Source organism: Archangium gephyra (genome assembly GCF_042230915.1).
GTDB lineage: Bacteria > Myxococcota > Myxococcia > Myxococcales > Myxococcaceae > Archangium > Archangium gephyra_B.
Genome location: NZ_CP102578.1, coordinates 121,522 through 143,104, shown reverse-complemented (window position 1 = coordinate 143,104; position 21,583 = coordinate 121,522). Strand labels below are relative to the sequence as shown.

Genomic DNA, 21,583 nt, shown 5'->3' with positions numbered 1-21,583 from the left:
CGGGGCATGGGCGGGCGTTGGAGCGGGCTGGGGTGGGCGGCCCTGGCCGCGGTGTGGCTGGCATGTGGCGGCACGGAGACGACGGAGCCCGTCCCGGGCACCCTCGCGCGCAACGGGTGCCAGCCCCAGACGTGCGAGCAGCAGGGGCTCGAGTGCGGAACGGCCCTCGACGGGTGCGGCGGCGTGCTGCGCTGTGGCACCTGTCCCGAGGGCGAGGTGTGCGGCGGCGGCGGCGTGCCCAACCACTGCGGCCCGGCGCCCTGCACCCCGGCCACGTGTGCGTCCTCGCGCAAGAACTGCGGCCGCCTGCCGGACGGGTGCGGGCGCATGCTCGAGTGCGGCACCTGCTCGGCGGGTGAGACGTGTGGGGGCGGCGGCGTGCCCAACGTGTGCGGCCGGGCGCACTGCACCCCGGCCACGTGCGCGGGCCTGGGGAAGAATTGCGGCAGCGTGCAGGACGGGTGCGGCGGGGTGCTGGAGTGCGGCACCTGCGCGGACGGCGAGACGTGCGGGGGCGGCGGCGCGCCCAACGAGTGCGGCCGGGCCTCGTGCCGGCCCTTCACCTGCGCGGAGCTGGGGAAGAGCTGTGGCGCGCTCTCGGACGGGTGCGGCGGGGTGCTGGACTGTGGCCTCTGCCCGGACGGCACGGCGTGCGGCGGCGGCGGCGTGCCCAACGTGTGCGGCATTCCTCCGTGCACGCCCGTCACCTGCTCGGGGCTGGGGAAGAACTGCGGCCCCATTCCGGACGGGTGCGGGGAGACGCTCGAGTGCGGCAGCTGCCCGGACTGGGAGACGTGCGGCGGTGGCGGCGCGCCCAACGTGTGCGGCCCGGCCTCGTGCATCCCCACCACGTGCGCGGCGCAGGGGAAGAACTGCGGCACCATCTCCAACGGCTGCGGAGGGCTGCTCGACTGCGGCGAGTGCTTCTCGGGCCAGACGTGTGGCGGAGGCGGGGTGGCCAACGTGTGCGGCAGCGCGCGCTGCCTGCCGGCCACGTGCGCCGAGCTGGGCAAGGAGTGTGGCCTGGTGCCGGACGGGTGCGGCGGGGTGGTGGACTGCGGCACGTGCGCGGAGGGCATGGCGTGCGGCGGGGGCGGCGTGCCCAACGTCTGCGCCACGGCCGCGTGCCGGCCCTCCTCATGCGCCTTCCTGGGGAAGAACTGCGGCACGGTGCAAGACGGGTGCGGCGGGGCGCTGGACTGTGGCACCTGCGCGGACGGGGAGACGTGCGGCGGCGCGGGCGTGGCCAACGTGTGCTACCGCGCCTCGCCGGTGTGCGTGGACCGGGACCTGGGCAGCGCGCTGCCGGTGCGGCTCAAGGGCAACACGGCGTGGGCCAACGATGACCACCAGGCCACGTGTGGCGGCGGGGGCTCACCGGACCGGGGGCTGCTGTGGACGGCGCCGAGGAGCGGCACCTTCACCTTCGACACGGCGCGCTCGGCGATGGACTCGCTGCTGTGCCTGAAGCGGGAGGGCTGCGGGGGCGAGGAGCTGGCGTGCGCCACGGGGGGCATCAGCTACGGCGGAGGGGCGCGGGTGTCGGCGGCGCTGGAGGCGGGCCAGCGGGTGCTGGTGGTTGTGGACGGCGCGGTGGGAGGCAACTTCGGCAAGGGGGACTTCGAGCTGCACATCCACGAGCTGGCGGCCACCGAGGCGGGGCGCTGCTTCGACGGGGCGGACAACGACGGGGACCGATGGGTGGACTGCGCGGACACGGAGTGCCAGGGCGAGCCCTTCTGCGACGGGCGCGGGTGCGCGGACACGGACCTGGGCAGCGCGCTGCCGGTGACATTCGCCGGGGACACGGCGCAGGCGGGAGACGGCTTCCAGGGGACGTGCGGCGCGCTGCTGCAGCAGGACCGGGCGCACCTGTGGACGGCGCCGAAGAGTGGCACCTTCGTCTTCGACACGGTGGGCGGAGGCTACGGCAACGCGCTGTACGTGCTGACGGGGTGCCGGGGCCTGGAGCTGGGCTGCTCGGCGAGCCGGACGGCGGGGAAGACGGGCGCGCCGGTGGTGAAGCTGGCGCTGGAGAAGGGGCAGCGGGTGCTGGTGGTGGTGGACGGGAAGGCCAGCGAGGACGCCGCCTCCCCCATCCGCTACACGCTGCACATCACCGAGTACGTGCCCCGGGAGACGGGCCGCTGCGCCAACGGCGCGGACGACGACGCGGACGGCCGCGCGGACGAGGCGGACTCCGACTGCCGGTGAGACTCAGGTCTCGTAGCCGATCTGCTCGAGCACGATGATCTTCTTCGACTGCGGGAAGAGGATGACGTTGAGGCGGAACCAGCCATCCGCGCCCGGCGCCACCGCGCGCGAGTAGTAGTGCGTCATCACCTGCACGTTCTCCCACCCATTGCCATAGGTGGAGAGGATTTGCGGGTGCAGCGGCTGGAACTCCGAGTACAGATAGTCATTGAGCTGGGGATAGGTGAGCGCGGTGCCCGCGAAGTAGCCGTAGTCCTGGTACTCCTGGAAGCCCAGCACCGCGGCATCCGCCTGGGCCAGGCTGGCCTCACCCGAGTACGGCCAGGCGAAGTCGAACCGGCGCACCGAGGCCGTCGTCCAGTCCCGCTCGGCCTCGCCGGTGGCCAACGTCGCGCTCAGCTGCGAGGTGATGGCCTGCTCCGTCAGCGTGAGCTGGTAGCCCGAGGGAGCCGGAGGCAGCGACGAAGACACGCACGCGCCCGCCACGCAGTTGGTCTGCAGCCGGAACTGCTTGCCCGAGCCGTTGCCCGAGCTCACCACCACGAGGTACTCGCCGCCCTGCACCACGTTCACCGCGGGCAGCTTGCTCAGCTGGCCGTAGCCGGCGTCGTCGTCCTGGGCCAGCACCGTGGTGCCGTAGCTGCCGGACGCGTTCTTCGGCCCGTACACGAAGAGGCCCGTGTCCAGGTACATGGAGCTGCCCGCGTGCGTCACCTCGAGGATGATCTGCGAGCTGGCCGGCACCTGCACCGTGAACGAGTAGTACTGGGGATTGGTGGTGAAGTACGTCTGCACCGCGCTGCCCAGGGCCACCGGACCCAGGTACGTGGTGGAGTCCAGGATGTTGCCGCTGGCCGGCGGCGGCGGCGCGTACAGCACGCCCTGGGCGCTCTCTCCCAGCTGCTCCACCTGCTCCGTCCCGGCCACGTCACCACAGGCGGCCAGCACGGCCATCGGCAGCACCAGCAAGGCCTTCATCCACTCGCGAGCCATCATCATCGTCCTCGGGGTTGGGGGGGAGGATGGATGTGACACGGGGATTCATGGAATTCAAGCAACATGGGAGAAACACCCTGATGCTGGAAGCTCCTCCCATCGGCCGGCAGCCCCCGCCCCCGAGGCCTGACGCGAGGCTCAGCCGTGCTCGCGGTCCAGCTTGTCGAGCAGGGTGCGGGCCTGGACGTCCTCGGCCTGGTGGGCCTGGACCTCGGCCACCTCCTGCCAGCGGATCCACCCCTGGCTCGCGGCGTGGCGGGCGGCCGTCACGGTGTCGTCCACGGTGAGCATCTCGCTGCCGGCGGCGCGGATGTCCGCGGCGATGAAGGCCAGCTCCTTCTCCCGCCCCGGGCGGTGCCACACGTTGCGGATGTAGACGCAGCGGATGCGGCCGGGGAACTCGCGGACGATGGTGCGGTAGTGCTCGGCGTCCTCCTGCCCGCTGTCGCCGATGAGGATGAAGGGCAGCGAGTCCAGCGTGCCCATGAGGCCGCGGATCTTCTCCAGCTTGTGCCCGTGCCCGCCGCCGGGCGCGAAACCGGTGCGGCTCAGCCCCCAGTCGCGCAACAGCAGCGGCCCGGCGGGAATCCGGTGCAGCCCGAGGAACTCGTCCAGGTGCTCGTAGAGGTTCCACGGGCTGGAGGAGACATAGAAGATGGGATTGACGGCCGCGCCGGTGCTGCCCTGGTGGAGCGCCTCGTAGAAGGCATCCACGCCCTCGAAGGGCAGGCGCGTGCGGTGCTCGGTGAGGAAGAGCGTCCAGGCGCGCTTGAGGAAGTTGGTGACGTTGGTGACGATGACGGTGTCGTCGATGTCGCTGATGACGCCGAACTGGGCCTCGGGGCCGGCCAGCAGCACGGGGGCGCGCACCCGCTCCACCCCCTGGGGCGAGGGCGAGAGCAGCTCCAGCTCCACCTCGTTCCACCCGGCCTTCGCCTCGGGGGGAGGCTCCACCCAGAGCTCGAGGAAACCCTCCTCGTCGGTGGTGCCCTCCCAGCGGTGCTCGCCCCAGCGCGCCAGCACGCGCGCCCGGGGAATCTCCACCGTGTTGTAGCGCTTCCACGAGGCGATGGCGCTGCCCAGCAGCGTGTGGCGCCGCCAGGGCGGGCGCACATGCCGGTTCTCCAGCACGCGCGCCTTGATGACGGACTGCCGGGCGGTGCCGTACCCGCGGTAGGGCAGGATGCGCGGCGGACGCGCCAGCCCCAGCTTGCGCCGGACACGCCAGCCCCAGGCTTCGACGTTGTGCTCGACGTGGAAGGCGAGCCGGACGAGGGGATGTGGAGGCTTCCGGGACATGGCCGCTGGAGTCTACCAGCGGCCCGGAGGACTACTCGCCCGGATTGGAGGAGGGAGGGGCCTCTTCCGTCTTCTTCCCACCGAAGAGCTTGGAGAAGAGGGCGCCCACCGCCACCAGCAGGGGGACGACGGCCTTCTTGCCGGCGATGAGGATGGCCAGGAGGAACTTGCCCATCTTGGCGAGGATGCCCACCTTGGCCAGCTTGGCGGCGCCCATGCCGGCGCCCCCGAGCACCAGGCCGGCGAGGCCGAACTCGGCCACCTTGTCGGTGCCCTCCTGGAAGTCCTCGTAGCGGGCGCCGGAGTTGAAGCGGGTGCTCGCGAGCAGCTTCTCGATGTGCGGCTTGCTGCCGGCCAGGCCCACCGGGTCCACCACCAGGTTCATGGACACGTAGCCGCGGCGGCCCAGCACGCGCGTGCTGTAGTTCACCGAGGTGCCATTGTCGGACACGGCATCCAGCGCCCAGACGAGGTGGTGGCGGCTCTTGTCGTAGTGCGGCTTCTCGGTCCAGTCCTTCACGTGCAGGGCCGAGAAGCCGCGCTCCACGCGCTCCTTGTTGGCCTCCTCGGTGCCCTCCTTGATGGAGGTGAGGAGCTCGCCGGCGTCGATCTCCTCGTCATCCTTGATGTAGCCCTCGTCCTCGTAGCGGACGATGACGACCCAGGAAGCGTTCTCCTCCTTGGAGGCCACCACGCCCAGGACGTTGTCGTTGTAGAAGGAGCCGTTCATCTCCAGCAGCTTCATGGCCTCGGCCTTCGCGAGGAAGACATGCTCGGCGGGCAGGTCCAGGGTGAGCTCGTGGCCGAGCTCCACCTTCTGGGGACCGGGCTGCCAGTTGAAGGCAACCGGCTCGGGCTCGGCGGCCTCGGCGCTCTGCGAGGGATTGGGGGCGGCCCAGACCAGCAGGGGCACGAGCACGGCGGCAACGGTCCAACTCCAGGCGATTCGCATCGCGAGGCCTCTCTTCATGAAGACAGCGGGGAGATGGCGGTGCGGTATAGCCGCTCGGGGCGCGCGCGCACAACCATCCCCCCCGGGAGGACGGAGGGAGGGAGCCGCCGCACCGGGAGTGAGGCTCAGACGGGCCTGCGGGCGAAGAGGACGTGGGGATGGAGCAGGAGCGCGGCGGCCTCGCGCACGGTCCAGTAGAGGCGGTCCATGAGGTACATGTTGCGCTCGGTGAGGAGGGCGGGGCTGGTGGCCACCTCGAAGCCGTGGAGCCGGAAGTACTGGCGGGCGCGCAGGAGGTGGTAGGGATCGGAGACGACGACCACGCGCCGGGCGCCGAGCGAGCGCAGCAGGTCCGAGGAGAAGCGGGCGTTCTGCTCGGTGGAGTGGCTCTGTTCCTCGAGGAGACAGGCCTCGGGGGGGACGCCGAGGCGCACGGCGAGGTCGCGCATGACGCGGGCCTCGGAGGGAGGGTGGAGGCCGACGCCGCCGGAGAAGAGGAGCCGGGGAGCGAGGCCCTGGTGGTAGAGCTCGACGGCCTTCTCGATGCGGGCGCGAAGGGCGGAAGAGGGCTCGCCGCCGGGGAGCACGCGGGCGCCGAGCACTACGAGGATGTCAGCGGGGACGGCGCGCTCGCGCTGGCCGAAGTGGTGCACCACGAAGGCCGTGCCAGAGAGGCCGAAGGTGGCCACACCCAGGCCCACGAAGAGCCATTTGCGGAAGGCACCCGGCCCCTTCCGGAGAGCAAGCGGAGGCATTGGGTGCAGGCTACGCCATTAGAGGCCGCGTGTCCGGGGCCCCGCTACAAAGGCACGCTTTCGGGCTCGCTCGTGAAGAGCGCATGAAAGAGGGTGGTATGAGGCGGCTCCTGCCGCTCGACGATCAGCGGGATTCGGGTCTCGGCGATCTCGCGAGGAAGGGCCTCGACCCCGAACAGCGCCTCGAGCTTCCTGGCCACGACCTCCGCGGGAGCCCGCATCTCGGGTGGCAACGGCTCGAAGAAGACCCTCCGGTCGATCCATTGCCTCCCCTTGTAGTCGTACTGCACGCCATAGACCGTATAGACAGGCGCCAGAATGCTGACGCAGCCGACAACGGCCCAGCAGCGCGACCGCCGCTCATCCTCCGGGTCTTCCGGCACGAGCTGCTGCTCCGCATACAAGAGACAGCGGGAACAGGCATCAACGGTGGCCGTGGCATCCCCGATCTTCAAGTGCGGCAACGCCGCTCGGAGCTCGTCATGGAGCACCCACCATTCATCGATCTTCTCGAGCTTTTGTTTCCACAACGCCTGGAACCTCTCCAGCTCAGGGCTCCGTTCCAGCTTGCCATCGAACTCATGGTCCGAACGCCAGTAGCTCCGGACAATCGAAAGCAGGTGTTCCGCTGAAATGGACATGGGCTCAGGGCAGGTTTGCCAGCGTGCCCCGGTCCGCGAAGAGGGCCCCGAGGAGCGTGGCGGGCTCGTGCAGCGAATCGATCCGGAGGTCCGGCAGGGGAACGTCGGCCAGCTCCAGCGGGAAGGGGCGGTAGCCGAACACCTGCTCGATGAGCCGGACGAGAGTGTCCGCGGCGGACCTGGCCTCCCCGGTGGGGGAGAAGTCGGGTGGCGGCCGGGCCACGGTGTCGCCGGGACGCATCGTTTCCGTGGTCACGTAGACGAGGTACAGCGGCGCGAGGATGGAGACGGCCCCCACCACCCGAGTCACGACCCGTCCGCCATCTGGCAGCGGCTGCTTCAGGTACACGCAACAGCGGGAGCAGGCATCCGCCGAGGGATACGTCACATCAGAGACATGGAGCCCGGGGAAAGCGGACCGCACACTCCGCAGCAAATCATCCCACTCGTCCCACGTCTTCTGCCGCAGCTCACGCCACCGTTGGAACTCGGGCGTCCGCCAATGGGCGGGTTCGGGCTCCTCGTCATCGTCCTCCCAGAGAGGATAGCCCGCCGGGTAGTAGTGCCGCGCAACGCCGATGAGCTCCGCCGTCCGGGGGTCATTCATGGCCTCGGGGCTCGGACGAGGCCTGGGCGGCTCCTGGCTCCTGCCGGCCTCTTGCGGAGAAAAGTTCAGCTCGAAGCTCCAGGACCCCCACCCGGCTCCGTGAGGCTTCAGCTCCAGGGACACCCGCATCGTGCGCGTCTCGGGGTGCACGGTGACGTCGAAGGAGCGGAGGGCCTCGAGGTACTTGCCAAAGGTCTCCGGGATTTCCTCATGCGCCACCCGGCGGACGATTTCAGCGCGTTGTTGCTCGTCCTCTGTTTCGAGAAGTGCGTGAAGGGTAGTGCCCAGCTCTGGAGTCAGGAGGTCGCTGCCGCGCCCCTTCTTGAAGAAGAGCGGTAGATACAACTCGAATGCTCTCAATCCGCGAACGATCCCCAGCTTCGGGTCACCGACCTTTGGAAAGAGCTGAATGGGGCGCTTCCTTCCGTCGGGTCCGACGGCGCCGATGGGAAGCGGTTGCGTGAGGCCCTTGTAGGTCTGACTCATCTTCCTCAATCAATCACGCGCATGGAACAGCCGTCGCGTCATTCATGGTCACAGTGGTAGGGCTCATTGAAGTGAACTGTCTTCACGCCCTTTCTCATACACGCGCCTACTTCGGCACCGTAGATTTTCTCCTTGAGCATCAAGTTGTAGAGCGTCTTGAAGTTCTTGCAATGGGTGAAGAGCATCTCTCCCTGAGCCGCTTCCGAAAGGATCTTGTACATGGCCCGGTTGGCCATGGCCGCCGCTGCGTCCTGGGCATCCTGTAGGGAGATTTCTCCTTGGTGCTCGTTATGCAGTGGCATCCCCACCTCGAACTTGCAGATGTGCGTGGCGCCCGATTCCCCCATGGTGATTCGGGCGTGGATACAGACCGCCCTCCACCCGCCCGGTTCATCCTCCGGCCCCGACTTCTCCACGACCGTCGTGAACTCGAAGTAAGCCGGGGTGATTCGACCGGTGACGGTGTTGCGGCCCGTGGCGCAGCCGGTCAATCCGCCCGCTCCCCACAACAGCACGCCCACGAGTACCACCAGACGTGGGAACCATGCCGCCAGCGAGCCTGCCATTCGTCCTCTCCCGGGTTGAACCAGGAGGATTCTCAGGGGCGGTTCGATGAGGGACAAGAGGGTTCCCCCTTCCGCGTCACCCGCCCGCTGGGGCTCGCGCGGCATGAGGGACACCTGGGCCTGCAGGTCCACCTCGTCCTTCCGGGTGACGAGCGCCAGCGTCACCGTGCGGGGCTCGCTGCGCTCCGTCCGCCCCGTCACCGGCAACAGCACGCGCTCTCCCCGCGCCAGGTCGCGCACGGGCACCACCACCAGGGAGCGCGCTCCCACCGGAAGCACTCCCACGCGCTCGCCCAGCTCGGGGGTCAGCGCCACACGGGGTTCGAGCAGACCCTCGAAGTCCACCAGCGTGGACAGCCGCGCGGCCACGTACAGCACGGGCGGCGCTCCCCCCGGCTCTCCCGCGACGAGCACGGTCCCCTGCCGCGTCTGCCGTGCTGCCGCCGCCGTGGACAGGAGGAGGACCCAGAGCAGGACGGACCAGGGACGTGGGCGCACGCGGACTCCATGGGGAGGGCCGCAGGGTAGAGGAGCCCGCCCGCCCGGGCAAGGACTGCTCGACTTGCCCGGTCACCTCCGCACAGGTGACTCGCGAAATCACCTCCGGGTCCGTAGACTGCGTCCCCATGCCCCTGTCCATCGACCGGTTCGTCGAAGCGATACGCCGCAGCCACTTCCCCAATCCCCCGGCCTCGCCCGAGCAGCTCCAGCGCTTCGAGACGCGCATGGGCTGGCACCTGGATGAGGAGCTGCGCGCCTTCTATCTGCGCGCCAATGGCGCCGCGCTGTTCCGCCGGCCGGATGCTCCCTATCGCCTGTTGTCCCTGCCGGAAATCGTCCGAGCCCGGGTAGCCCTCTTCGGGAGCGGCGGGGATACGGACGCGTACGGGCCGGCTTCCTGGTTCGTCCTCTGCTCCGTCCAGGACGGGGACTACGCCGCCATCGACGTGAGCCGCACCGAGCAAGGCCTCCACCCCGTCTTCGATTGCTCCCGGGAGTCGAGGCCCGGCTCTCCCGGCTGCACGCGGATCGCCTCGTCCTTCTCCGACTTCCTCGAGCGCGCCCTGGACAGCGACGGCCGCGTCTATTGGCTGGCCAAGGGCTGGGCACCCAGCCGAGCAACCCGGGTTGGCAGCACATGACCGCCGAGGTCATATTCTGGCTACCTATGGCTGGAGTCGACCTGTCCCATCCCCCGTCGGAGAAGCTGCCCCTCAAGGACTTCCGTGAGGCCGTCGAGGCGCGGCTGGCCCACTGTTCCCCCGAGGAGCTGCGCGCCCTCCTCCGCCTCCTCGCCAGCCGCGTCCGGCCCTCCGAGCGGCTCGCCTTCCTTCAATCCCTCCACGCGCCCTCGGACCCCCACTCCCAGGCCGCGCTCCACCCGCACGCGCTGCTCGAGGACATCACCGAGCTGGCCCAATCCCTCTCAGAGAAGGCCAAGGACTGGGAGGACTTCTGGACCGAGAACGATGTCCTCGGGCCCTACGCCGAGCTCCTCGCGCCCCTCACCGCTCTCTTCCAGCGTGCCCAGGAGGCCTCCGAGCGCGGCCAGTACCCGATCGCCCGCGACGCCTACCGCGCCCTGTTCTCCCTGCTCGAATTCCAGGACGAGCGCGGCCGCGGCCTCCGCCCCGAGCACCTCTCCCATGTGGACTTCCCCGAGGCCCGCGCCCGCTACCTCCGCGCCCTCTACGTCACCACGCCCCCCGAGCAGCGCGCCCCCGTCCTCCTCGAGCAGATGCGCTGGATGCGCCAGCTCCTTCCCCGCGGGCCCCGTCCCCTCGTGCAGGAGTGGCTCGACATCTCCTCCGAGTCCCTCCCCGAGTCCGACGTCTTCCTGCGAGACTGGCTCGCCCTCCTCCGCCACCAGGAAGGCCCCGACGCCGAGGCCTGGCTGCGCGAGGCCACCCGCCTCTCCCAGGGCACGCGCGGGCTGCGCGAGCTCGCCTTCTCCGAGCCCTCCCGCCACGCCCGCGCCTTCGTGGACCTCCTCGCCGCCCTCGAGCGCGAGGGCCCTCCAGACGCCGTGCTCACCACCGCCCGCGAGGCCCTCGCGGTGCTGCCCCCCGCCCTCCCCCTGCGCGCCGCCGTCGCCCGCTTCCTCGCCTCCGCCGCCGAGCGCCTCGGCCAGCCCGACACCGTGCGCTCCGCCCGCTGGGAGGCCTTCGTCTCCCAACCCACCCTCTCCCGCCTCCTCGACCTCCGCGACCCCCTCCCCTCCGAGCCCGAGCGCGCTCCCCTCCTCCTCCAGGCCGCCCGCCACCTCGAGACCGTCCTCCAGCAACCCCGCGCCCCCTCGGGCTCCATGGCCGCCCTCCCCGACTCCGGCGACAGCCTCGAGGTCCCCGCGCATGCCGACCGCCGGCTGCTCGCCCATGCCTGGCTGCTCGCTCATGACTGGGAGGCCGCTCACGCGCTCGCCGCCAAGGAGAGCGCGCTCGGCTGGACGTATGGCGACAACCCCCAGAGCCTCGTGGTGCCCGCCTTCCTCGTGCTCCTATCGGGCCAGCCCCTCGGCCGGCTGCCCCGCAACGTGGACGGGCTCTGGCGCCAGGCGCTCGAGTCCGGCACCCAGGCCGGCGACTGGTACTCGGGCGGCGCGCGTCATGACGAGGCCCTCCGCGAGCGGCTCGCCCGCGCCTACGCCGAGGCCCTCCCCGCCTTCGCCCTGGAGCCCGCCGAGCGGGAGCGGCTGCGCGAGTGGTGTCTGGAGATCGCCCGCAAGCGCGCGAGCACCATCGTCAGCCGCCAGCACCGGCGCAGCTACGCCAAGGCCGCCATGCTGCTCGCCGCGAGCGCCGAGGTCCTCTGGCTGCACGGCGAGCAGGCACGCGGCAACCTGCTGCTCGCCGGTTTCCGGGAGAGCTTCCGCCGCCACCGCGCCTTCCAGGCCGAGCTGGATGCGGCCGTGGGCTCCGCCCCCCCACGCTGATGCCCTGACGCGTTTCTCCTCCAGGCGCTATCCTGCCCTCCGCATGCGCGCCTCCCTCCGCTCCAGCCCCGCCCCCGACGGCTTCGACGCCGTCCTCGGGGATGCCGTCCGGCTCATGGAGTCGCGCGTGGCCCACGTCGCCACCACCGCCGGCTTCATCGCCACCGTGCTGGTGCTCGTCGCCTTCTTCTCCGGCTCGCAGATTCCCGCCATCATCCTCTGCGCCACCGTGGGCTACCTCCTCTGGTACTCCTGCGTCTCGCTGCTGCTGCGCACCGGCCGCTTCCGCCCGTGGATGCGCTACGCCTCCTCGCTCGTGGACGTGTCCATGGGCACCGTCGTCGCCCTGCTGGATTTACGCGTCAACGGCCCCGTCTTCGCCCTGTCCGCCGGCGGGCCCGCCCTCTACGCCGTGGGCGTCGCCGCGGCCACGCCCCGGCTCCAGCCCCGCCTGTGTCTCTTCGCGGGCCTCGCCGCCGCGGCCCAGCTCGTCGCCGTCATCCACTTCGTCCTGCGCCCCGCCGCCTCCCCGGAGATGCTCGCCACGGGCGCGTATGACTTCTACGTCACCCTCGCCAAGGCCATCTTCCTCGTCACCATGGGGGCGCTCGGCATGGTGGCCAGCGGCTCCATGCGCGCGCTGCTGCTGCGCCTCACCGAGAGCGCCGTCGAGCGCGAGCGCGTGCGCGGCCTGCTGGGCATGCACGTGAGCGAGCAGGTCATGGAGCACCTGCTCTCCGGCCGCATGCCCGAGGGTGGCGAGCGCCGCGCCGTCACCGTCTGCTTCACCGACATCCGCGGCTTCACCCGGCTCGCCGAGTCCCAGCCTCCCGAGGAGACGCTGCGCCTGCTCAACCTCTACTTCGGGCGCATGTGTGAGATCGTCGCGGCCCACGGCGGGCTGGTGAACAAGTTCCTCGGGGATGGGATGCTCATCGTCTTCGGCGCGCCCACGCACCAGCCGGACGACACGCGCCGGGCCCTGGCCGCCGCGCGCGAGATGCTCGCCGAGGCCTCGCGCATGCGCGAGCAGGGCGAGTTCCCCGGCCTGCGCATCGGCGTGGGCCTGCACCGCGGCGAGGCCGTGGTGGGCAACGTGGGCGGCGCCCAGCGCCAGGAGTACACCGTCATCGGCGACACGGTGAACACCGCCTCGCGGGTGCAGGATCTCACCAAGGTGCTGGGCCGCTCCCTGCTCCTCACCCGCGAGTGCCGCGAGGCCCTCGGGGAGGACGGCGCCTTCGAGCCGCTCGGCGCCCATGTGGTGAAGGGCCGGGTGCAGCAGCTCGAGGTGTTCGGCGTGGCCGAGCCCGGCTCGCGTCAGGCCGCCTGAGACGTCCTGGACACGTCTCCCCGGACACACTCCGGCCCCGAGTGCCGCGCAGCCAACAGCCCTACCGCACCGCCGTCCCCTGTCCTCCAGGGGCCCGCCCGGAGCATGACTGCCCCCCATGGCGGCGAGGGGTTGGGACTGGGCCGCCGGGGGGAGACGCACATGGCCGAGACACGCGTGGGTGGGGCTCGCATCCGTTATGACGACGTGGGACAGGGGGAGCCCACCCTGCTCTTCATTCCCGGCTGGTGCACCAGCCGCGAGGTGTTCCGCAAACTCGTCCCGTGGAGCTCCATCCTCCACCGGGCGCTCGTGGTGGACCTGCCCGGCCACGGCGAGTCGCAGCTGCCCGGCCCCGACTTCGGCAACGCCACCGTGGTGGACAGCCTGCGCGCCGTCATCGAGGCCAGCGGCGCGCGCCAGGTGGTGCCCGTGGCCCTCTCCCACGGCGGCTGGTGGGCCCTCGAGCTGCGGCGCCAGCTCGGCCCGCGCATCCCCGCCGTGGTGCTGCTGGACTGGCTCGTGCTGGAACCGCCTCCGCCCTTCCTCCAGGCCCTCAAGGCGCTGCAGTCGCCCCAGTGGAAGCAGGCCCGCGACGGGCTCTTCTCCCTCTGGCTGCAGGGCGTCAGCTCGCCGGACGTCATCCGCTTCGTCCGCGACGACATGGGCTCCTTCGGCGAGGACATGTGGAAGCGCGCCGGGCGGGAGGTGGAGAAGGTGTACGCCCAGCACGGCAGCCCGCTGCAGGCGCTCGCCACCCTCTCGCCGCCCGTGCCCACCCTCCACCTCTACGCCCAGCCCGACGACAGCGCCTGGCTGGAGGCCCAGCGCTCGTTCGCCTCCTCCCACCCCTGGTTCCAGGTGCAGAAGCTCCCCGCACGCAGCCACTTCCCCATGATGGAGCTCCCCGAGGAGATGGCCGCCCGCATCGGCCGGTTCCTCGACTCGGCGCTCGTCACCCGTCCTGGTGGGTTGGCTCCTTCGCCCACTTGATTCCACCCCCGTCGGGGAGTTAGTTAGTTAGCACTAGCTAACCAATCAGTGAGTGGAGTCATGGCGCGGCCCCGACAGGTCCTGGACGAGGAGATTCTGGTAGCGGCGAGGGCGTGTTTCATCGAGCACGGAGCCTCGGTGAGCACGGACGCCATCGCCGCGCGTCTGGGGGTGTCGGGACCGGCGCTGCTCAAGCGCTTCGGCAGCAAGCGGGAGTTGCTCAAGGCGGCGTTCTCCATCGGGAAGCCCCCGCCGTGGCTGCACCTGCTGGAGGCGGGGCCGGACGCGCGCGAGCCGATGGTGCAGATCCGCGAGCTGGCGGGCGCCATCGACGCCTTCTTCCGGGAGATGGTACCGGCCTTCGCGGTGATGCGCGAGGCGGGCATCACCCCCGAGGAGTGGCGGGGCGAGAACAAGGAGATCCCCGCCCCCGTGCGCGCCAGCATCGCGATGGCGGGCTGGTTCCGCCGGGCCCAGGAGCAGGGCCGGATGCGCGAGGGGGACCCCAACGTGATGGCCAGCCTCTTCCTGGCGGGCCTGCAGCACCGCTACTTCCTGGCCCACGTGACGAACCAGCGCGTCCCGACGGAGGCCGAGGATCCCTGGTTGGATCGCATGGTGGACATCTTCTGGCGCGGGGTGGCGCCGGGGACGGTCGCGAAGGGCAAGAGCGATGGGAAGCACAACGGCTGAGCCGAAGGGCCCGCGGGTGCTCGTCACGGGCGCCTCGGGCAACGTGGGCGCGCCGCTGGTGGAGCACCTGGTGGCGGCGGGCGCGCGGGTGCTCGTGGCCTCGCGAGAGGGCAGCCGGGCTCCTGCGGGAGCGAAGGCGGTGCGCTTCGACTTCGAGGATCCGTCCACCCACGCTCCCACGCTGGAGGGGGTGGAAAAGGTGTTCCTCCTGCGGCCGCCCGCCATCTCGGACGTGCGGCGGCACATGCGGCCGGTGGTGCGCGCGGCGAGGGACGCGGGCGTGCGGCACGTCGTCTTCCTGTCGCTGCTCGGGGTGGAGAAGAACACGGTGGTGCCCCACGCCCAGGTGGAGCGCTTCATCCTGGAGGCCGGGGTGCCCCACACCTTCCTGCGCCCCAGCTTCTTCATGCAGAACCTGAGCACCACGCACCGCGACGACATCCGCGAGCACGGGGAGCTCTTCGTCCCCGCGGGCCAGGGGCGCACGGGCTTCATCGACGCGCGCGACATCGCCGCCGTGGCCGCCCGGACGCTGCTGGAGGACGGGCACGAGGGCAAGGCGTACGAGCTCACCGGCTCCGAGGCCCTCACCTACGCCGAGGTGGCCGCGCTCTTCACCGAGGTGCTCGGCCGGCCCATCCGCTACCCGGAGCCCGGGGCCCTGCGCTTCGCCGCGCGCTGGTACCAGCGAAAGCAGCCCGCCGCCTTCATCGCGGTGATGACAGGCATCTACACCGTGTGCCGGCTGGGGCTCGCCGGCACCGTGACGCCTGAAACCCAGACATTGCTGGGGCGGGCGCCCATTTCGATGCGCCAGTTCATCCAGGACCACAAGGCCTGCTGGATGTGACGCGGGCCCGCCTCGGCGGCATCCGCTGGGGAGGATCCGGCCGCGCTCGGGAGCAACTGGTCCGACTATCGGACCAGTTGGCACGCCGCGCGGCCAGAAGGTGCTCACCTCACGCTGGAGCGAGTCGCCCGGCCCGCTCGCACTGCTCATAACCCACCCGTGCCTCCTCGGGCGTCTCGAGCAGGTAGCGCTCGCGCTGCTCCGGCGTCAGGCAGCCCGAGACGGCCTCGCGCAGCAGGGCCTGGAGCCGGGCGGTTCCCACCGTCCACAGGCGCACCGTCCCGTCCTCCGCCACCGAGAGCACCCGCTCGCCATCCGCGCTGAACGCCGCGCGCTCCATCCTTCCGTCTGGCCCTCCGAGCACGAGCGGCTCTCCGGTGCCGTCCGCCCGCCACACCCGCACTGTCCCGTCCTCCGACGCCGTGAGCACCCGCTCGCCGTCCGCGCTGAACGCCGCGCGCTCCACCCGTCCTTCATGGCCCCGGAGCACCACCGGCTCGCCGGTGCCTTCCGCCCTCCACACCCGCACCGTCCCGTCCCGTGACGCCGTGAGCACCCGCTGCCCGTCCGCGCTGAAGGCCGCGAGCTCCACCTCCGCCTCCGGGCCCGCGAGTACCCGCGGCTCGCCGGTGCCCTCCGCGCTCCACACCCGCACCGTCCCGTCCTCCGCCACGGTGACCACCTGCCGGCGGTCCGCGCTGAACTCCGCGGCCCTCACGCCTCCCGCATGGCCCCCGAGCACCACCGGCGATCCCTCTGCCTCCACCCGCCACACTCGCGCCGTCCCATCCTGCGACCGGGTGAGCACCCGCTGCCCGTCCGCGCTGAACTCCGCGGACCACACCTCTTCCTCATGCCCCCGGAGCACCACGGGCCCACCCGTGCCGTCCACCCGCCACACCCGCACCGCCCCCTCCTGGGACTTGGTGAGCACCCGCTGCCCGTCCGCGCTGAGCTTCGCGGGCCACAGCACCGCCAGGTACCCCTGCAGCACCACGGGCTCTCCCGTGCCATCCGCCCTCCACACCCGCACCGTCCCCGCCCGCGAGGCCGTCACCACCCGCTCGCCCTCCGGACTGAAGGCCCCCGCGCCCACCTCTCCCTCGGGGCCCGCGAGCACCACCGGCTCGCCCGTGCCGTCCGCCCTCCACACCCGCACCGCCCCGTCCTCCGACGCCGTCAGCACCCGCTGCCCGTCCGGGCTGAACTCCGCGCTCGCCACCGCGCCCTCGTGGCCCGCGAGCACCACCGGCTCCCCGAGGCCATTCCACACCCGCGCCGTCCCGTCCTCGGACGCCGTCAGCACCCGCTGCCCGTCCGGGCTGAACTCCGCGGAGCGCACCTCCGCCACGTGGCCCCGCAGCACGAGCGGCTCGCCCGTGCCCTCCGCCCTCCACACCCGCGCCGTCCCGTCCTCGGAAGCCGTCAGCACCCGCTGCCCGTCCGCGCTGAACACCGCGCTCGCCACCGCCGCCGCGTGGCCCGCGAGCACCACCGGCTCGCCCGCGCCGTCCGCCCTCCACACTCGCGCCGTCCCATCCTCCGACGCCGTCACCACCCGCTCACCGTCCGGGGCGAAGGCCGCGCACACCACGGCGCCCTCGTGGCCCGCGAGCACCACGGGCTCCCCGCTGCCGTCCGCCCTCCACACCCGCGCCGCCCCGTCCTCCGACGCCGTCACCACCGACTGCCCATCCGCGCTGAACGCCGCCGAGCACACCGCGCCCCCGTGGCCCCGGAGCACCACCGGCCGGCCCACGCCGTCCGCCCTCCACACCCGCGCCGTCCCGTCCTCGGAGGCCGTGAGCACCCGCTCACCGTCCGCGCTGAACTCCGCGCTCGTCACCCGTCCCGCATGGCCCCGGAGCATCACGGGCTCGCCCGTGCCATCCGCCAGCCCCACCCGCACCGTGCCGTCCTCGGACACGCTGAGCACCCGCTGCCCGTCCGGGCTGAACTCCGCGGGACAGACCCGCTCCTCGTGCGCCGCGAGCACCACCGGCTCGCCCGTGCCGTCCGCCCTCCACACCCGCACCCGCCCCTCCTGCGACGTGGTGAGCACCCGCGCGCCGTCCGCGCTCAGCTCCGCCGACCACACGCCTCCTTCATGCCCCGCGAGCACCACCGGCTCGCCCGTGCCGTCCGCCCTCCACACCCGCGCCGTCCCATCCGCCGAGGCCGTGAGCACCCGCTCGCCGTCCGCGCTGAACGCCGCGAGCTCCACCCGCCCCTCATGCCCCGCGAGCACCCCGGGCTGCATCGCGCCCCGGTGCAGCGCCTCGAGCACACTCGGGTGCCACTCCGGCGTCCGCTCCGGCTCCGCCACCTCGCGCAGCACCAGCACCGCCAGCGCCAGGTCCCACTCGAGCAGCCGCCTCGCCTGGAGCACCCGCGCCACGTCCCTCGCGTACCGGGTGCGCTCCCGCTCCCGCGCCTCCGCCTCGCGCGCCCGCGGCTCCCGCTTCCGGTCCTCCCGCACCCACTCCACCAGCCGGCCCCAGCGGCGCAGCAATGCCTCGTGCGCCAGCCGCAGCCATGGCTCCGGCGGCTGTCCTCCGTCCGCGCCCCGCACCAGCAGCCGGTGCCGCACCAGCTTCTCCACCACCGCGTCGAAGGCCGCCGCCTCGTCCTCGCGCTCCGGGCGCAGCAGCTTCGACTCCTCGCGCCGCGCGTGCGGGCTCATCTCCTCGCGCAGGTCCACCAGCCGCACCAGCAGCCGGCGCGCCTGGTGCCGCTCGGCCTCGGACAGCGACTCGTAGAGCCGGTCCCCCGTGCGCGCCATCGCCCCCGCCACCCCGCCCAGCTCCTCGTACGCCGCCCGCGTCAGCCGGTGGCCCGAGCGCCGCTCCCACAGTTGATCCAACGCGTGCTGCAGCAGCGGGAGCGCTCCGGGCTCCTGCTCCACGTCCCGCCGCAGCGCCTCCACCAGGCCCGGCTCCAGCTCCAGCCCCACCACCCGCGCGGGGCCCTCGATGACGTCGGCGAGCCGCTCGGCTGGCAGCGGGCCCACGAAGAGCCGGTGCGCCGCCGCGTACACCACCGACTCCAGCTGCGGGCCCTGGTGGTCCACCCGCACGTGCTCGCAGCGTCCGAGCGCGTCCACCCGCAGCGTGGCCACCACCACCACCCGCACCTCCGGGGTGTGCGCCAGCCGCCACAGCGCCCGCAGGAGGGCCTCGCGCTCCTCCACGCCAGGCACCTGGGTGAAGAGCTCCTCGAGCTGATCCACCACCACCAGCCGCCACCGCTCCGGCCGGGCCTCGCGCAGCAGCTTCGCCTCGCGGAGGACCTCGGCGACGGTGGCCCCCTGGCCCGAGGGCGTCCCCCCCTGGCGATGGAGCCCGGAGAGCAGCGCGCGCAGCCTGCCGAGCGAGCCGAAGCGGCCCGGGCCCTCCTCCACCTCGAGCATCCGGGGGGCGCCGGCCTCGCCGGGCCGCAGCACGACGGTGTCCCAGGGGTCGCGTGCGTCCTCGTGCAACCGGGGCACCAGCCCGGCGAGCACCAGCGAGGACTTGCCGCTGCCCGAGGCGCCCACCACCACCTGGAAGCGCGAGCCCCAGCCGCCCATGGACGCCCGGACGCGCAGCACCAGCTCGCGCTCCAGCTCACCGCGCCCGAAGAAGAAGCGGCGGTGCTCCGGCTCGAAGGCCAGCAGGCCCCGGTAGGGCCGGGTGTCGGGGAGGGAGGGGTTGGCCACGAGGGGCTCGTTCCGCACGGTGCCAGCTTAGCAGCCACGGGCCTCGGGCAGGGGCCTCACGCAGGCTGGACGGGTGGCGGGCGGGCGGGCTCGCCAGGGTCCTCATCCACATCCCAGTGCCAGGTGCCCTCCCGCCAATACTTCAATGCCTGGGCTGCTTCGAAGGGAACCGAGACACCGGGGCAACCTGGGAAGCTCGACACCCTCACCCCGTCCCTCTCCCAGAGGGCGAGGGGAAATGTCCTCAGGGAAGGTGTCCTCCTGGTGCAATCGCTTGTCCGCGCACGAGACTGCTTCACGGATCCCGGCCCGGAAGACGCCATTGGAGGATCCTGCCGCCGGGCAGCCTCGCAGCCAGCACCCTCCGCCCCGCCCTGCCCACCCGGGCCAGCTTCAGCACCACGCCCCGCCGCGCCACCACGCCTCCCTCGTCCGTCAGCCGCCAGCGCAGCTCGAAGGCGAGCCACTCCTCCTCCGCTTCCGCTGGGAAGGCACCCGCCGCTCGCAGGCTCCCCGCGAAGCGCCGTCCATCCGCCAGCGGATTCGGCTCCACTCCCAGCAAGGGATTCTCCCGCGCCCAGGCGTCGAAGCTCCCGGCGAAGCCCCCTCCCAACGCCGCCGCCAACACCGGCCACGTCCGCTGCACCAGCCTCCGGCGCTTCCTCCCCAGCGCCTCGGCCGCCGCGCCCACCCGCTCCGCGTCGAAGCCCGCGGGCACCGGCGCTCCCATCCCCAGCGCGCGGGCCAGCTCCGCCTGCGCCTTCGCCAATCTCTCGCGCGCGCTCATGGAGCCCCGCCCTCCCACCGCGCCACGCCTCGCGCCAGCGCCGCCCTCATCGCCTCCAGCTCCGCGCCGAGCACCTCCGGCGCCGGGAAATGGTCATCCCACTCGAGCAGCGCCGGCACCGGCCCCACCCGCGCCACCAGCTGCTCCAGCAACACCCGAGGGCCCTCGGGCACCGCGTGCGCGTGCGTGTCGTGGTACAGGCCCCCCCGCTTCACCCCTCCCGCCACGTGCACGTAGGCCAGCCGCTCCCGAGGCACCGCCTCCAACACCTCCCGCGCGTCCGTCCCGTGGTTGAGCGTGTTCGCGTACAGGTTGGCCACGTCCAACAGCACCCGAGCCCCCGTCCGCTCCAGCACCCCCGCCAGCCACCGCGCCTCGGACATCGCCGCGTCCGGCCACTCGAAGAGGCTCGCCACGTTCTCCAGCGCCAGCGGCACCGGCAGCGCCTCCTCGGCCTGCCGCACGTTCTCCGCCAGCACCTCCAGCATCTCCTCCGTGCGCGGCAGCGGCAGCAGGTGCCCGCTCTCCACGCCCCCCGCTCGCACGAAGGCCAGGTGCTCGCTCACACACACCGCGCCCAACCGCTCGGCCAGCCGCGCCAGCTCGTCCAGCCTCCTGCGCTCCGGCGGCTCCGCGCTCCCCAGCCCCAGTGACACCGCGTGCAACACCACCGGCACCCCTCGCTCCTTCAACCGCTTCAGCGGCTCCGGCAGCGGGCCCTTCGGATTCAGGTGCTCGGCCAGCACCTCCACGAAGTCCACCCCCTGCGTCTCGTCGAGGTAGTGCGCCAACTGCCTCCTCCACCCCAGCCCCACCCCCGCGGGCAGCTTCAATCCCCGCCTCCTCCACCACAACCGCCGCAGCCTCCGCCGCCGCAGCTGCTTCCCCCGTCTCCTCCTCCGCTGTCACCGCCCCCGCTGTCACTGCCCCCGCTGTCGCCACCGAAGTCGGTGTCCACGCCTCCTCCCCCACTGCCCGGCGGCATCAGGTAGTCGCGCAGGTCCCCCATCCCCGAGGCCGCCAGCAGCCCCGTGCCGAAGAGCGCCACCGCCATCGCCACGCTCCCACTGCTCATCGTCCCCCAGGCCCCATCCGCCTTCGCCGTCGTCCGCAGCGCCTCGTTGTCCGCCCGGAGCTTCGCCAGCGCCTTGTCCCCCTTGCGCGTGCGCCGGGGCGCGCCCCCCAGCAGCCAGAAGCCCATCACCGTGGCGATGCAGAGCAGCACCACCAGGAACCCCACCGGCCTGCCTCGTGAGATCCCCATTCCCAGCTTCAGCACCCCCAGCCCCAGCGCCGCTCCGAAGAAGAGGAGCTTCGGGTACGTGCCGCACCGGGAGGCCACCTCGGGATTCATCAGGAAGCCCCGGCGGCGAAGCCCCACCTCCAGCTCGTCGAGCTCCCGGGCCACCGCCCCGTTCAGCGCCGCCACGTCCCTCACCGGTCCGGCCACCGCCACGTGCACCGCGCGCTCGAAGGGCACCACGCCCGCGGGCAGCTTGCCCACCGCCTCCAGCGCTCCATTCTCCACGCGCACCGCCCCGGCATGCACCAGCGCCGTCACCGCGGCCCTCACGGCGGACTCGCGATGCTGCAGCGCCGCCACATGGTACGGGTCCAGCTTCAGCTCCGCCCTCAGCGGCTCATCCGACGGCTGGTTCAACGAGGACTGCCACACCTTCGCCAGGAGCAGCAGCACCACGACGAACGGCACGTAGGCACTCAGGAACTGCTCACCACTCCAATCCAACGGGTTCACGACATCCCTCCTTCGGGCTTGCGCCC

General features: G+C 72.1%; 18 protein-coding genes. 7 read left to right on the top strand and 11 right to left on the bottom strand.

The window, feature by feature from the left end; translation table 11 throughout:
- Positions 1-6 precede the first annotated feature (6 nt).
- Positions 7-2,214, top strand: coding sequence for a tryptophan synthase alpha chain (locus tag NR798_RS00605; RefSeq protein WP_375769413.1), 2,208 nt, complete (start codon positions 7-9; stop codon positions 2,212-2,214).
- 3 nt (positions 2,215-2,217) lie between these two features.
- Here NR798_RS00605 and NR798_RS00600 read toward each other — a convergent pair whose 3' ends face one another.
- From NR798_RS00600 to NR798_RS00570, 7 genes are all read right to left on the bottom strand, one after another.
- Positions 2,218-3,207 (bottom strand): hypothetical protein, encoded by a 990-nt coding sequence (locus tag NR798_RS00600; RefSeq protein WP_375769412.1) that lies wholly within the window; start codon positions 3,205-3,207, stop codon positions 2,218-2,220.
- Between the two features lie 141 nt (positions 3,208-3,348).
- Entirely contained in the window at positions 3,349-4,509 is a 1,161-nt protein-coding gene (locus NR798_RS00595) for an App1 family protein (RefSeq protein WP_375769411.1), read from the bottom strand.
- Between the two features lie 31 nt (positions 4,510-4,540).
- On the bottom strand, positions 4,541-5,461 hold the full coding sequence (locus tag NR798_RS00590) for a DUF2167 domain-containing protein (RefSeq protein ID WP_375769410.1): 921 nt from the start codon (positions 5,459-5,461) through the stop codon (positions 4,541-4,543).
- A 125-nt stretch (positions 5,462-5,586) separates the two neighbouring features.
- A complete protein-coding gene (locus NR798_RS00585) occupies positions 5,587-6,216 on the bottom strand; it encodes a YdcF family protein (protein ID WP_375769409.1) in 630 nt (209 codons plus the stop codon).
- Between the two features lie 44 nt (positions 6,217-6,260).
- Positions 6,261-6,857, bottom strand: coding sequence for a hypothetical protein (locus NR798_RS00580; RefSeq protein ID WP_375769408.1), 597 nt, complete (start codon positions 6,855-6,857; stop codon positions 6,261-6,263).
- Positions 6,858-6,861: 4 nt separating this feature from the next.
- Positions 6,862-7,824 carry a hypothetical protein gene (locus NR798_RS00575; protein WP_375769407.1) on the bottom strand — a complete coding sequence of 321 codons (963 nt, stop codon included), beginning with the start codon at positions 7,822-7,824 and terminating at the stop codon, positions 6,862-6,864.
- 164 nt (positions 7,825-7,988) lie between these two features.
- Entirely contained in the window at positions 7,989-9,014 is a 1,026-nt protein-coding gene (locus NR798_RS00570) for a DUF2381 family protein (protein WP_375769406.1), read from the bottom strand.
- Positions 9,015-9,142: 128 nt separating this feature from the next.
- On the opposite strand from NR798_RS00570, the gene NR798_RS00565 reads away from it, so the two are divergent.
- The 6 genes from NR798_RS00565 (at position 9,143) to NR798_RS00540 (ending at position 15,317) form a co-directional block, all read left to right on the top strand.
- On the top strand, positions 9,143-9,658 hold the full coding sequence (locus NR798_RS00565; RefSeq protein ID WP_375769405.1) for an SMI1/KNR4 family protein: 516 nt from the start codon (positions 9,143-9,145) through the stop codon (positions 9,656-9,658).
- Positions 9,659-9,684: 26 nt separating this feature from the next.
- Complete coding sequence (locus tag NR798_RS00560; protein ID WP_375769404.1) at positions 9,685-11,448, top strand: hypothetical protein; 1,764 nt, start codon at positions 9,685-9,687, stop codon at positions 11,446-11,448.
- Positions 11,449-11,491: 43 nt separating this feature from the next.
- Positions 11,492-12,781: an adenylate/guanylate cyclase domain-containing protein gene (locus tag NR798_RS00555; protein ID WP_375769403.1), complete on the top strand. Its 1,290-nt coding sequence runs from the start codon at positions 11,492-11,494 to the stop codon at positions 12,779-12,781.
- A gap of 162 nt (positions 12,782-12,943) precedes the next feature.
- Positions 12,944-13,774 (top strand): alpha/beta fold hydrolase, encoded by an 831-nt coding sequence (locus NR798_RS00550; protein WP_375769402.1) that lies wholly within the window; start codon positions 12,944-12,946, stop codon positions 13,772-13,774.
- A gap of 60 nt (positions 13,775-13,834) precedes the next feature.
- Positions 13,835-14,467: a TetR/AcrR family transcriptional regulator gene (locus NR798_RS00545; protein WP_375769401.1), complete on the top strand. Its 633-nt coding sequence runs from the start codon at positions 13,835-13,837 to the stop codon at positions 14,465-14,467.
- Entirely contained in the window at positions 14,448-15,317 is an 870-nt protein-coding gene (locus NR798_RS00540; protein WP_375769400.1) for an SDR family oxidoreductase, read from the top strand. Before NR798_RS00545 ends, NR798_RS00540 begins: the two co-directional genes overlap by 20 nt.
- Before the next feature lie 109 nt (positions 15,318-15,426).
- Here NR798_RS00540 and NR798_RS00535 read toward each other — a convergent pair whose 3' ends face one another.
- From NR798_RS00535 to NR798_RS00520, 4 genes are all read right to left on the bottom strand, one after another.
- Entirely contained in the window at positions 15,427-19,032 is a 3,606-nt protein-coding gene (locus NR798_RS00535) for a hypothetical protein (RefSeq protein WP_375769399.1), read from the bottom strand.
- 277 nt (positions 19,033-19,309) lie between these two features.
- The gene (locus NR798_RS00530) at positions 19,310-19,801 is read right to left on the bottom strand and encodes a hypothetical protein (RefSeq protein WP_375769398.1); all 492 of its coding nucleotides are present in this window, start codon (positions 19,799-19,801) and stop codon (positions 19,310-19,312) included.
- Complete coding sequence (locus NR798_RS00525) at positions 19,798-20,634, bottom strand: DUF692 family multinuclear iron-containing protein (protein WP_375769397.1); 837 nt, start codon at positions 20,632-20,634, stop codon at positions 19,798-19,800. The genes NR798_RS00530 and NR798_RS00525 overlap by 4 nt, the downstream gene beginning before the upstream one ends.
- Entirely contained in the window at positions 20,631-21,557 is a 927-nt protein-coding gene (locus tag NR798_RS00520) for a TIGR04222 domain-containing membrane protein (protein ID WP_375769396.1), read from the bottom strand. Before NR798_RS00520 ends, NR798_RS00525 begins: the two co-directional genes overlap by 4 nt.
- Positions 21,558-21,583 lie beyond the last annotated feature (26 nt).